The organism is Vibrio sp. Evd11 (genome assembly GCF_900382755.1).
GTDB classification, from domain to species: domain Bacteria; phylum Pseudomonadota; class Gammaproteobacteria; order Enterobacterales; family Vibrionaceae; genus Vibrio; species Vibrio lentus.
In genome coordinates, this window is the sequence record NZ_OSDX01000004.1 from 24,777 (window position 1) to 37,693 (window position 12,917).

The following is a 12,917-nucleotide window of genomic DNA, read 5'->3' on the forward strand; positions in this document are numbered from 1 at the left end:
TCTTATTAATATCCTATTGTCCCTTTGGCACAGCACATGCTGTGCCTTTTTTGCTTTGGAAGTTACCTCGTTATGCAAATCCCGACTCTTTACCTAAAAGGTACGTTTAATGGTTGGGGGTTAGATACCCCACTGATTAAAGAACAAGACGGCTCTTACAGAGCAAGCATATGTCTATCTACCGATCTGTATCGTTTCAAAATTTCCGATTTAGATGGAACCAAGCAGTGGACGCTTTCAGGGCATGAAAGTAATGCTACGGCTTGCGCTCTCGAACAAGCAATACCTATCATCAACACGCAAGGTATTGGCAATGACCTGTTGCTATCACCCACAGAAGCCGGTCAATACTCATTAAAAATTCAATTCACAACCTCGACGCCAACGCTCACCGTGACCAAAGGTGAATACAGTACCTCATCAACACCTCAACGAAATCTGGTTGATACTCGCCTTATCACAGTTGAAGGGGCGTTACCTACCTGGTATCACCCTGACTTTGCAATGCCGCATGACCAATTGTTCCAAAGACTAGCCATCACTGACACGTGTTCATTTCCGTTTGCCTTCGGAGATAATGTCGATGGTTATTATCATGGAACAACCTATAACTATGTAAACAGCGGAAAGTATCGCCACCATCAAGGTTGGATTCTGGGTACCTTCGCCAGCTATATCAACGGCAAGATAAATAATAAGTTAGAGGCAAAACATGCCAGTCTGATGCCTTATGGTATTGAACATCATTATAAAAATGGCCAAGAATCACTGAGCCTTATTCAAGGTTCTAGGCTTGTGTCTTTATCGGTCTCATCAAAAACACCAAGCATTTTAAGCCTGATCCCAGAACTCAACATTCCGATTACTCATTCCAAAGCTCATACCTCTGACACAAATGTAATATTTGAGCTAAACGAACAAGTTTGCCCCGAAGGCTGTCCAAGGTTTATAGCTGTCGGTAGTAACAGTGCAATGTATGTAGAGGAGGTATCGTTAGACTCTCACCATGAACTTGACGACGTTGTTCAGCTATCAGAGAGCAACGTAAAACTCATGCTTACTACGGCGAAGAAACAAACAAAATTCCAGATCTACTTAGGATTTGCTGAAAGTCTCGACGCTGCGAGTTCATTAGTAGATCAAGCTGTAAAAAATAACGAACACGTACTACACCAACAACGCATTTATAAATTCTTAACCAATAACTACTTGTGGACTAACGACCTTGAATACAACCGATCGGTTATGTGGTCGCGCCTTGCAAGCCGAACCTTTGTTAGCCATGAGTTCGGCACGGGCATATGGGCTGGATTGCCTTGGTTCAAGGACTGTTGGGGCCGTGACACCTTTATCGCTTTGTCGGGCACAAGCTTGGTTAATGGGCTGTTTAGTGAAGCAAAAGAGATCATTGAAAACTTTGCGTCCATGCAGATGCTCGACGAAAATTCCACAAATTACGGCCGAATCCCGAATCGAGTGACCAGTAAAACGAACATCATTTATAACACCACCGATGGCACTCCTTGGATGATTCGTGAAGCCCTTGAGTACATCAACTACTCTGGCGATGTGGCGTTCGCTAAGGCCATTTATCCCACTGTCAAGCGTTTCATCACGGGTGTCGAAAAACACTACTTGAATAAAGATTGCTTGAATGAAGATTATTCGAATAAAGACAGTCTGATGGCACATCGCCACCCTGATACGTGGATGGATGCAAAAATTGATGGGATGACACCTTGGTCTCCTCGTGGGCCTAAAGCCAATGACATCCAAGCTTTGTGGTTTGAAAGCTTAAACTGCGCTATTCAACTCGCTATTCTGGTGGGCGACTCTGATTCAGAAAAGAGCTGGACAATCCAAGCAGGAAAAGTGAAAGAGAGTTTCGCCACTAAATTTTGGGATGATAAAAACCATCGCTTAGCCGACCATTTATCGCAAGGTGATGTGCCTGATTATAGCGTGCGTCCGAATCAGTTGATGACGATTTCAATTCCTCAGAAAAGTCCGCTGAATCAGAATGAAAGAGAGCAATACATCGTCAAGAACGCGGTAGAAACGCTATTGTTCCCATGGGGGATCTGCTCCTTACAACAAGAGCATGTCGATTTTCATCCTTATCACGATAATCAAGCCATGTACCACAAGGACGCGGCTTATCACAACGGGACGATCTGGGGGTGGAATGCGGGCTTTACCATTACGGCGCTCAACAAGTTTAAGCTGCAAGATCTCAGTTACCAACTATCCAAAAACTTGGCAAAACAGATCCTTACACAAGGCTGTAGAGGGACAATGAGTGAGAATTTAGACGCTTTCCAAGATAGTGACCGCGACCTTGTAGAATCAGGGACGTTTGCTCAGGCCTGGTCCGTTTCAGAATACGCTCGTAACGCGCAACAGGACTATTTGGGATATTGCCCACGCTTATTGGACAATCAGATACACCTAACACCAAACTTCCCAAGTTGTTGGAGCGAATTAGTGGCTTCGTTGCCTTTTGGTCAAGGAAACCAGCTACGACTGTCATTTGAATCTAAAAATGGGATTTCTCATTACAAGATTCAGTCAAATCTAGAAGGTACGGTAAGTCCCGAAATCACATTGGTACTTACGCTAGACATAAACCATGTGTCTGTTGCCGTAATCTCGACACCATTAACACAATCGTTGGAGATCATGACCGACAGTCACCAACAACAGGTCACGGTTAATGACAAACAAGCGCAGTTTGAGATTCAACCAAAGCCAAATAACGCCATCTTACGCGATTTACAGTTTGCCAAGCCCGACTTTGTAAGGCAACACAACAGCTTGATGAGTAAGGACTACTTGTTTAATAAACGCAATAAGCAAAAATTGTCAGCAGCCAAGGACTAGCTTGGCTGATACTAAGTCTATCGCTTTATTGACGTATAAAGTGATACGGCTATAACGTGATAAAAAAGCAGGCCTAATACACCGTTTACGAAGACAAAACGGAGTTAGGCCTTCTTTAATTATCTAAAATAAAGTCGATGAAATCCGGGAATCGCAACGACCAAGCCAGTTCATTATGTTGATGACCTTGCCCTTCTTGATAAAACAGCGTCACGTTCGGCTTTTGAGTGAGTAACGTATTCATTTCCCTTGAACCACTCAGATAAACGTCAGCAAAATCCACGCTTGTCTCTTCACGCGCTTCATTCGTTCCCATATCCATATATATTTTCATTGGAGACAGAAAGTTAAACTCTTTCATATACTCGAAGCATGAGGGTTTATTGAACCAAAACGCCGGAGAGAAGACCCCAAGCACGCCAAAGGTATTCTGGTAGAGTGAGCCGCCATACAAGCTTATTAACCCGCCCATGGAACTGCCAGCAAGGTACGTAAACTCTCGGTTCGGCTTTGTTCTGTATATTTGGTCTATATAAGGCTTCAATGTTTGACAGATAAACGCTATATACTCGTCCCCTTCACCACCAAATTTAAGTAGCTCATCACCAACACCCAACTCTTTTATCTCTTGGTTAGCGCGCCAAGGCGAATACTCATTGTAACGCTCCATGCCATCAAGCTCATGACTGCTGTCGATGGCGACAACAATTAACCCGGATAACTTACCGAGCCTTTGCATCTCATCGAGTGTCGTTTGTGCGTCCCAACACATCCCATACGTCGCTGTAGACTTCTCAAAGACATTCTGCCCATCATGCATGTATAAGACAGGATAAGCGTGCTCTGCTTGGTGATACCCCGCAGGAAGGTAAATGCGGAGCGTTCGAGTTCGATTCAACTGTGGAATAAAGAACTCATCGATAATAATCAATTCAGATTGCATAACGACCTCTAAACTTGAAGTGTCTATAAATTCAGATATAAAAAACGCCCCTTTAAAGGAGCGTTCTATCTAAGCTACAGGGTTACTCAGCCTACCAATCTATTAGGTTACTAAGCTATTTTGCGTTGACGGCTCGCACAAAGGCTTCTTGTGCACCTTCAACATTGAGAGCCTTTGCTTCATCCAACAAACTTAAGGCTTTAGGTACGTCACCAGATTTAACCGCATTTTGTATAGCAGACAAATAGAAGTCTTTTGTCTCTTGTTGTACGCGAATCTGTGTATCAGCTTTGTTATTTGTCGCTACCACAGGTGCGGCAACAGCAGTTACTGGAATTACAGCAGCTTTAGCACGGTAAGGGCGAAGTTTTAGAGTCTCAACCTCAAGCTCTAAACGGCCTCCTAGTTGATTAGTGTATACAGGATCAGTGACCATAGGCATCACTTCACCAAACTCTTTCGCCCGAACTTTCGCTGGGTGATCAACCTTAACGGCTTTTCCAAGCTCATCAGCGGGAGTGTAGATAATGATATAAGGTGTTTTACTTGCATCAACACGTAGGCGTTCAATGTAACTAGTTCGTGTAAACGCATCGGATGCCTGAACTTTAAAGTCTTCAAACTTCAATGTTTGCACTGGCTTAAAGTTCTCATCGAGAAGTATAGCTTCTGGAGCAAAAACCGAATCATCGATCATCAAGCTAGATAGAGTCACTACCATTTCCGCTGAACGGTCACTAAATCTAAACGCTGTAAAGTGACTATTGCCTGTTGTAAATGTACCAACTGGTGATCCCAAGTCGATATCAAATTTTAAATCTTCATTGTCATTCAATTGTGCGTATGGGAATTGCGAAAAATCGCTGCAGCATACTTCTGCATTGGTAGGAGCATCTAATTTAGTTTGAACCTGAGCATCAGAAGCACAACCGCTTAGCAAGGCACCTAGTACCACGGCTAACATAGAGCTTTTATTTGTCATTGTAATCTCTCTTACTATTGGTTGTTGGGGGAAACAGAAAAAGGCAGCCAATGGCTGCCTTTTACTTTAAACGGTTTAAAACCAAATTTCAGTATGTACACCGAATACAAATTCGTCATCGCCGTTATCGATGCCAATAATACCTGCGCTGGCTTCATCATCAGCTTTAATGTAACTGATGTAAGGCTTAACTTGTGGACGACCGAAGTAGTCAGAGTTCGCAGTAAATGCTGTTGCAATTTCAAGGTTTAGAACGTTGCTTTCTACAGCATCGCCAGTACGACCCCAATAGCCTTCATCGCCTTCTTCATGTCCATATGAAGCAGTTGCTTCCAAACGAACATTGTCATTAAGTTTGTAAGAAGGACGAGCGGCAACCATGTAACGAGTTAAACCTTCAGCACCAAACAGTTGGTCAAGAGCAGTAAAGTACACCACTTCTGTACCTAACTGCCATTTCTCTGAGATGTTTAGTACACCGTAAGAAGTCAAGAATAGTGATTCTTCTTTATCACCACCACCAGACCAACCACCGAAGTTTACACCACGGTTTTTCATTACACCAGAACCGTAAGCAATGGCACTTTGAGTCCAACCGTCTAGGCCGTAATAGCTTGAATTAAGCGTTACAGCTGCGCCGATACCGTCTTCATTTTCACCGCCGTTGATGTGTTGCTGACCATATTTAAGATCGAAGTCTAGGCTGCCGATACCCGCATCCACACCGTAGTAGTACAAGTCGATAGAAGAGAGAGTCTCTCTTTCTTTTGCATCATTTTTCTTCACTTTACAGTCGTTAGGATTTGTCGATGTAGTGCCGTCATCTTGTTTACAGTCAATTGCATAAGAATCTGCAGAACCCGCATCAGGATCAGCCATTACGTATGCGATACCTGCGGTATTACCACCTAACTTAGTTTGAATACCAGCACCAATACCAGATGATTGTTTCCAGAACTCACCCGATAAGATACCTGCAGCACGATTTAGGTAACGTTGACCACCCCAAATAGAAGTGTCTTCACCTAGAATGCCACCTAGCTCAACGAAAGCTTCTTTTACTTCGAACTGAGAATCATCATTCTTCTTTTGCCCGCCTTCAGAAGAATATGCATAAGAGTTGCCATTACCATACTCAGTACGAAGAACATAATCAGCCCAAACACCATTTTGGTATTCAGAATGCTTCTTAATTACGAATTCAACTTGGTTTGTACTCTTGCCGTGAGTACCAGCCGTTTTGTAATCTGGCTTACCGAATTCAGTGTCTACTGTTTTACCGTCTACTACACGAACGTTAGAAGACATATAACCATGTACTTCCCAACCGTCGGCGATAACGTCAGTAGGGTTTTTTACCTCTACTTCCATTGCCGAATCACCGCTTGTTACATCTAGTGCAACTTCATTCTCAGCGAATGCAGAACCAGCCATAAGTGCAGTAGTCACCGCTGCAGCAATCAAACTTACTTTTTTCATTCTTAACTCCATTAAGGACGATTTATTATTAGGTTTTATATTTTTGCTCTCTTGCGACAACCAAAGGCAGTTATGGCGGACGTAAGATAGAGAGGTTTAGGGTTTCCCCTGATTCGTTTCAACGGAGCCAATATTAAGAGGGGATGACAAGTTTGACTTCCTCCGCCCTGAACTAAATTAAGGGGGATGAGAAGGGAGTAGAATTTATACGGAACGGTGTTTACAGGAGTTAGATCACTTAATCTAGGAGGAGTAGGCAGCACACAGATCTAATTATTCATATTAAATGAGATCTAGTTCAAATATATAATTCGAACCTAATCGATTAATTATTTTTTTAACAATAATTAATCTGTGAAGTTGCTTGACCTTACTGTGACAAAGCTTTTTACTAATAGTTCACTGATGTTGATAAACGAACAAGAAATCAAGCAATGACTAGAACGCTCGCTCGCCCTTATCCGCTAGGCGCAACGCTAGGTAACACTGGCTGTAACTTCTCTATTTATTCTCCTGACTGTAAATCCCTCTCCCTCGCATTATTCGATGAGAATGACGAATTTGTTACTTATAAACTAAACAACGAATACGCTGATATTAGATATGTGTTTGTTGAAGGCATAAAAGCAGGACAAAAATACGGTTTCCTTGCTGAAACTGATGAAGGCCCGATCCTGCTTTCAGACCCTTACGCTAAAGCAATCAGCGAACCACTCGATTACGTCACGCCATATAGCAGTGAAAAGAGCTTTTCGATGGCAAAATGCCTGGTTGTTGATGACACCTTTGATTGGCAAGACGTAGAAAAGCCACGTATCAGCCGAGAAGATACTGTTCTTTTTGAAACCCATGTAAAAGGCCTCTCTCAACTTCACCCAGAGGTAGCAACCAATACCAAAGGTCGTTACATGGGCTTGGTTAGCCCTGAAATGCTAGCGTTCTACAAACAGCAAAACATCAACTCTCTACAACTTTTACCTATTGCTGCGTGTATGCATGAACCTCATCTTCTAGACATGGGGAAAGTGAACTACTGGGGCTACAACCCATACCTGTTCATGGTGCCAGATCCTCGTTATGCCGAGAAAGATGCCGTGACCGAGCTAAAGACCGCGGTTCGCGAGCTACACCGTAATGGTATTGAAGTCATTCTCGACGTGGTCTACAACCACACGGCTGAAGGCGGCGAAGGTGGTACCACCTTCAACTTAAAAGCTCTAGATAGCCGCTACTACATTAAGCATGGTTGTCATTACGCAAACTTCACTGGTTGCGGTAATACGGTCGACCTTACTCACCAGCCAGCACTGAACTTAGTCATGGATACCCTTCGTTACTGGGTTAGTGAGTTCCAAATAGACGGCTTCCGTTTTGATCTGGCAGCAACGCTGGGCCGTGAAGGCGATAATTACAATCCTGAAGCGGCATTTTTCAAAGCCGTTGCTCAAGATCCAGTACTCAAAGAAACCAAGCTCATCGCCGAACCATGGGATATCGGCCCGAACGGCTATCAGGTGGGTAATTTCCCACTCGGTTGGAATGAGTGTAACGACAAGCTCAGAGACATCACTCGCAGCTTCTGGCGCGGTGATCAAGGCTACCTGAAAGAGTTTGCAACTCGCTTGATGGGATCTCGCGACATCTACAGCGCCGCACATTGGCCATACAAGCTCACCGTCAACTACATCACGTATCATGATGGTTTCACCATGCAAGACCTTGTCTCTTACAAGCACAAGCATAATGAAGAGAATGGTGAGAACAATCGTGATGGACATGGTGACAACCGCTCAGACAACTATGGTGTCGAAGGGGAAACTGAAAACCTACTAGTGATTGCGACTCGTGAAAAACAAAAGCGCAACTTTATGGCGAGCTTGTTATTCGCCTTTGGTATTCCACATATTCTGACCGCAGATGTACTGTCTCACTCTCAAAAAGGCAACAACAACGCTTACTGCCAAGATGGTGTAACCAGTTGGTTAAACTGGGAAGACTCAGAGCGTAAAACCTACTTCAAGAGTTGGTTGTCGGAAATGATTGCGGCACGTCAACAGTACATGGTGCCATTTATTAAGGCATTCAGTGGCGAAAAGCGTAACTCTAACCGCATCTTCTGGAGCCGTGTTGATGGCACACTCATGGAACATGATGATTGGAACCGTTTAAGCTCCGTCGCGTTGCATTTAGGTATCGGTAAAGATGGCGATGAGTTGATTTACTTAATCAACCAAACCAATGCACCAGCTCGCTTTACGTTACCAAGTGATCGAGACCAAAACTGGGTGACCATCTGTGATACCAACTTACGAAACGTAAAACCGGGTCATGCTGAAGGTGAGATGCTGCTATCCCCGACTTCAATGGCGATTCTGCACTATTCACCAGACAAGACTGATTTGATTTGATTTGATTTAAATTAAAAGCTCAGTCAGCTTAATAAAACATCAAAAACCATAGGAGCCAGTTATATTTATAGCTGGCTTTTTTGTTAGCTGAATATCACAGAAATCATCCTTTTATATGGAATCATTTGCATTGATGTGATTACGAAAACTGTTTAGTATGGCCGTACTATAAAAATGAATCTATAACGTCTTTGGATATCATGGCTTTACCTAAAACACTTATTCGGCTTTTCAAACCTTACGTACTCTTATTAACCGGAGGAATGCTCTATCTCGCAGCAACGCAATTGAGCCAAGCAGAGAACTCAGCAGAATCTCAATCATCTTCAAACATCCGCATTGCCACCTCAATTATCAAGTCCAATATCGAAGCGACCTTCGGCAAATTGTATTTCTTAGAAACTAGCCTTGGTGACATAAAAACAGGGGCAGTAAACAGCGATAAATTTGTTGAATTAAGTGAAAACATTCTAAAAAGAACACCTAACTTTGCCGATATTATTCGTTACCAACCTCAATCTAAGCATTACATCTCGACTCGGGGCATCCCACTCTCGGCAAGCCAAATATCAGCGATTGAATGGCAACCTTTAGATACCGTCGTCGATGATTTCTATATCTCTTCTATTTACCAAAAGCCTGATGACCGCTGGGTGTTCGCAGTCAAACATACCGTGGCTAAGCTCAATGAAGAAATATGGATAGAATTTGATTTGCTGCATACCACACAAGGCTTAAGAGACTTAAAAACACTCGATAACGGCTACGTGTTTGTTGTTGATAGAACCACAGAACGACTCGTATTCCACCCAGACCCGAAACGCGTGGGCTCCAAATCGATCAGCTATCATGCAGGGATCAGTCACTTACTATCTTTAGGTCAACTAAAGGGCAATCATGAGTACTACTATCAGGATAATTTCAAAGTCTCGGTGTTTGACGCTGACAACAGCCTCAATTGGGTATTCATTGCCGGTACGGATAGAAAAGACATTCTAACCAGTTCACACCAGTTTACTCTGACCGGTATTGTTATCGGATCGCTTATGCTGCTTTGGGTTGTAGCCAGCTATCTGATTCACCGACTTAATTCTGCACTATCCTCGCTAAATCGAGTGAACGATCTGGTGAGTTTTAAAGCGCAATTAAAATCGATAATCAATAGCTTTACCTATCACAACGGTATTCAGTTTTGCCTGTATCAAGCCGAGTGTCACTCGTTCTGCACCATTGATTATCACGGTAATAAGTCAATTGTTCACATAGACCAAGCATTTGCAGACAGCTTCTTTCCAGAGCAGTTAACCTATCAAAATGGCAAATACGCTGATGTATTGGCGCGAAAACTCAAGATCCACCAACGCCACTATTGCATCCCACTTCATGCTCGTAAGCAGCTTATCGCGGTGATTTACATCAACAGTCGATTTCCGATCAATAAATCTATTCTGCGAATGATCCGTAGTTACGCCGAAGTATCGTTATCTAATTTACTGATCCACCTACAAGTTAGCTGTAAAGACTTGATGACCCAACTCGACAATAAAGCGCATTTTGATGAAGCTTTACGGGTACATTCGTCTGAACCCGATACCTACGTTGCTCTGTTAGATATCGATAATTTCGACCACATAAATCGAGCTTATAGTGAGTCGATTGGCGACAAAATGATCAAGCTAACCGCAGAAATCTTACGTTCCCATTTCCCAAAACCCAAAGGGATCTGTCTATCTCGCTTAAACGAAAAAGAGTTTGGGATCGTATTCAAGGCCAATAGTGCGCAAGACGCGAAACATCAGCTTGATCAGTGTCGATTAAGCATCGCAGCCAAAACCATCGAAGCGCCTGAGATAACACTCTCACTCAGTGCGAGCATTGGATTTTCGCAGGTTGAAGGGGCCGTCGATACCGCCTTAGCCTTGGCTGAACAATCTAAATTGATTGCACAACAGCTAGGAAAGAACCGAGTGGAAGGCCATATTAGAGCCGTCGCGCAAGCTTCATAATCTGCCGCAGATTCACGTGCACACATAAAGCACCTAGGATTTAACCTCTAGGTGCTTTTGTTTTTGTATAAAGTCATTACAATGCGCCTTCGATACGACAACGCCCTATCACTTTCTAACGACACGAATCTTATGAAGCTCAGCAACCGACTGCAAACTCTCCACTCTCTTGTCAGCAATGACTACCAACACATTTGGGATTGTTGCTGTGATCACGGCTTCTTGGGTGTTCAATTGTTGTCGGATAACAAAGCCCCTCAGATTCACTTTGTCGATATCGTCCCGTCTCTGATGAACGAACTTGAAGGCAAGTTAACGCGTTATTTTCCTCAAGATAACAACGTTGAGCAACACAAGCAGAGTCAGTGGACAGTCTATTGTTTAGATGTCACAGCCATTCCGCTGGATAAGCACACTGGCAGACACCTCGTTATTATTGCAGGTGTAGGTGGCGATCTAACTCAAAAGCTCGTCGACGACATTCATCGCCAACATCCAGACAAAGATATTGATTTTTTGCTTTGCCCAGTGCATCAGCAATTCGAACTAAGAAGCCATTTAAAAGCGCTCAAGTTCGGCCTTATTGACGAAGTGTTGATTGAAGAAAACCGTCGTTACTACGAGATTTTATTGGTGAGTAATAACCAAGGTGATGCAGAAAAAAGCCAAAACGTTAGCGAAATATCAAACGTCGGTGACAAGATCTGGACACCATGTAGTGATGAGAAAATGAAGGTATCACAGCAATACAAAGCCAAAACATTGCAGCACTACTTACGTATCCATCAAGGACAAGAGAAGCAAGGTAAGCCTAGCGAAGTCAAACACATCATTAATGCTTACCAAGCGATTTGACTGTAGTAAGTACTAACTTTATCGCTTACCTCTAATACACCCAATGCAATAAAAAAGCCGATAGTTCAGTGAACTATCGGCTTTTTTATTGCTATCAATTTGGTTTGAGCTTACTGCTCTTGTTTCTTGTGAACCGCATCAGGCTCATCAATCGTTTCAACCTCGCAGGGCGTATCAACCCCATAAACCGTATCGAGATACTCGTCTTTCTCTTTCCACGTGTTGTTCAACCAACTGTGGAAACGGCGCTTAAACGCTTTGTCTTCAAAGTAATTGCCGTTGACGTTCTCATCCATTGGGTGCAATTTAATACGCACGACCACCTTCTTCATCTTACCTTTCAGCATGTCTTCAAACGGAGAAGTCTGATTCTCTGGGTAGGCCAAAGTAACGTCGACAATACCATCTAATATTGGGCCCATTGCAGATAGAGCAAACGCCACACCGCCGGTTTTCGGTTTTAGTAGGTGTCGATAAGGAGTCTTCACTGTCGATAGCTTCTCGTGGTTAGCACGCGTTCCTTCAACAAAGTTAACTAATGTTGTCGGCGCTAGCTTGAACTTAGTACACGCTTTGTTGATTGCATCGAAATCATCGTTACGACGCTCTGGGTTGCGTAGCAAAAACTCGCGTGAGTGACGTCGCATGAATGGCATATCCAAGCCCCAGCAGGCCAAGCCAACAAAAGGCACGTACAACAGCTCGTGCTTAAGGAAGAACTTGGTCATCGGCATCTTGTCTTTTAAGATAGAAGACAAAATCACAATATCCGCCCAACTTAGATGATTCGACATCATCAAATACCACTGCTTGGTCGAGATATCTTCCCCGCCTTCAACTTGCCACTCGATATCGTTATTAACGTTAAGCATCCATAAGTTAAGAGAAGCCCAGCACCAGAACGTAAAATTGGCTAAACGAGTACACACTTTTTGAACCGGATGTATCGGGAGAATCAGTTTGATGAGGCCAAAGAAACTGACGGTAAAAGCCGTCATAGCAGTATTGATTGTCACGAACAAAACGTTCAAGACCATACGAAGATTATCAAGCATAAAACAAGGCTATATTGAGATCGAAAGCCGCCATTATACTCATCTGTAAATTATTCTCTTCAGTTATTGGTGGAATCGTTCAAGGGTCAAACCACTCATTGAGTTTGATCAAGCTCAGTTAAAAACTAGCCATAACCAAGTCACCACGACCCAACCTTTAAATGAAAACAAAAAGACCACTAAGAGTCATTAGGACACTTACCTATACAAGTACTTTTGACTCTATTGAAAGTAATTCCCTTTACAAATACAGTATTGATAACCATTCTCATTATTGGCATGGTACATGCAACTCCAAAAAGTAAGATA

Annotated in this window: 8 protein-coding genes; 4 read left to right on the forward strand and 4 right to left on the reverse strand. The window is 43.1% G+C overall.

Annotated elements, in window-relative coordinates:
- Nucleotides 1-24 precede the first annotated feature (24 nt).
- Nucleotides 25-2,880, forward strand: coding sequence for an amylo-alpha-1,6-glucosidase (locus ED652_RS02360; RefSeq protein WP_122053379.1), 2,856 nt, complete (start codon nt 25-27; stop codon nt 2,878-2,880).
- Nucleotides 2,881-2,995: 115 nt separating this feature from the next.
- Here the strand turns inward: ED652_RS02360 and ED652_RS02365 are convergent, their stop codons facing one another.
- The 3 genes from ED652_RS02365 to ED652_RS02375 form a co-directional block, all read right to left on the reverse strand.
- On the reverse strand, nt 2,996-3,823 hold the full coding sequence (locus ED652_RS02365; RefSeq protein ID WP_122053380.1) for an alpha/beta hydrolase: 828 nt from the start codon (nt 3,821-3,823) through the stop codon (nt 2,996-2,998).
- 115 nt (nt 3,824-3,938) lie between these two features.
- Nucleotides 3,939-4,805: a MalM family protein gene (locus ED652_RS02370; protein ID WP_122053381.1), complete on the reverse strand. Its 867-nt coding sequence runs from the start codon at nt 4,803-4,805 to the stop codon at nt 3,939-3,941.
- Between the two features lie 75 nt (nt 4,806-4,880).
- Nucleotides 4,881-6,284 carry a carbohydrate porin gene (locus tag ED652_RS02375; RefSeq protein WP_122053382.1) on the reverse strand — a complete coding sequence of 468 codons (1,404 nt, stop codon included), beginning with the start codon at nt 6,282-6,284 and terminating at the stop codon, nt 4,881-4,883.
- A gap of 434 nt (nt 6,285-6,718) precedes the next feature.
- Between ED652_RS02375 and glgX the strand changes: the two genes are divergently transcribed.
- The 3 genes from glgX to ED652_RS02390 all read left to right on the forward strand — a co-directional run bounded on the left by glgX (nt 6,719) and on the right by ED652_RS02390 (nt 11,553).
- A complete protein-coding gene (gene glgX, locus ED652_RS02380; protein WP_122053383.1) occupies nt 6,719-8,692 on the forward strand; it encodes a glycogen debranching protein GlgX in 1,974 nt (657 codons plus the stop codon).
- A 263-nt stretch (nt 8,693-8,955) separates the two neighbouring features.
- The gene (locus tag ED652_RS02385) at nt 8,956-10,698 is read left to right on the forward strand and encodes a diguanylate cyclase (protein ID WP_122053384.1); all 1,743 of its coding nucleotides are present in this window, start codon (nt 8,956-8,958) and stop codon (nt 10,696-10,698) included.
- A 132-nt stretch (nt 10,699-10,830) separates the two neighbouring features.
- Nucleotides 10,831-11,553 (forward strand): tRNA (adenine(22)-N(1))-methyltransferase TrmK, encoded by a 723-nt coding sequence (locus tag ED652_RS02390; RefSeq protein ID WP_122053461.1) that lies wholly within the window; start codon nt 10,831-10,833, stop codon nt 11,551-11,553.
- 110 nt (nt 11,554-11,663) lie between these two features.
- Here the strand turns inward: ED652_RS02390 and ED652_RS02395 are convergent, their stop codons facing one another.
- Nucleotides 11,664-12,608, reverse strand: coding sequence for an acyltransferase (locus tag ED652_RS02395; RefSeq protein ID WP_122053385.1), 945 nt, complete (start codon nt 12,606-12,608; stop codon nt 11,664-11,666).
- Between the last annotated feature and the right edge of the window lie 309 nt (nt 12,609-12,917).

What these genes read in the sequence shown, in the direction of transcription:
- ED652_RS02395 (WP_122053385.1), bottom strand. Translation starts at nt 12,608, where the DNA reads ATGCTTGATAATCTTCGTATGGTCTTGAACGTTTTGTTCGTGACAATC.
- ED652_RS02365 (WP_122053380.1), bottom strand. Translation starts at nt 3,823, where the DNA reads ATGCAATCTGAATTGATTATTATCGATGAGTTCTTTATTCCACAGTTG.
- ED652_RS02375 (WP_122053382.1), bottom strand. Translation starts at nt 6,284, where the DNA reads ATGAAAAAAGTAAGTTTGATTGCTGCAGCGGTGACTACTGCACTTATG.
- ED652_RS02385 (WP_122053384.1), top strand. Translation starts at nt 8,956, where the DNA reads ATGCTCTATCTCGCAGCAACGCAATTGAGCCAAGCAGAGAACTCAGCA.
- glgX (WP_122053383.1), top strand. Translation starts at nt 6,719, where the DNA reads ATGACTAGAACGCTCGCTCGCCCTTATCCGCTAGGCGCAACGCTAGGT.
- ED652_RS02390 (WP_122053461.1), top strand. Translation starts at nt 10,831, where the DNA reads ATGAAGCTCAGCAACCGACTGCAAACTCTCCACTCTCTTGTCAGCAAT.
- ED652_RS02370 (WP_122053381.1), bottom strand. Translation starts at nt 4,805, where the DNA reads ATGACAAATAAAAGCTCTATGTTAGCCGTGGTACTAGGTGCCTTGCTA.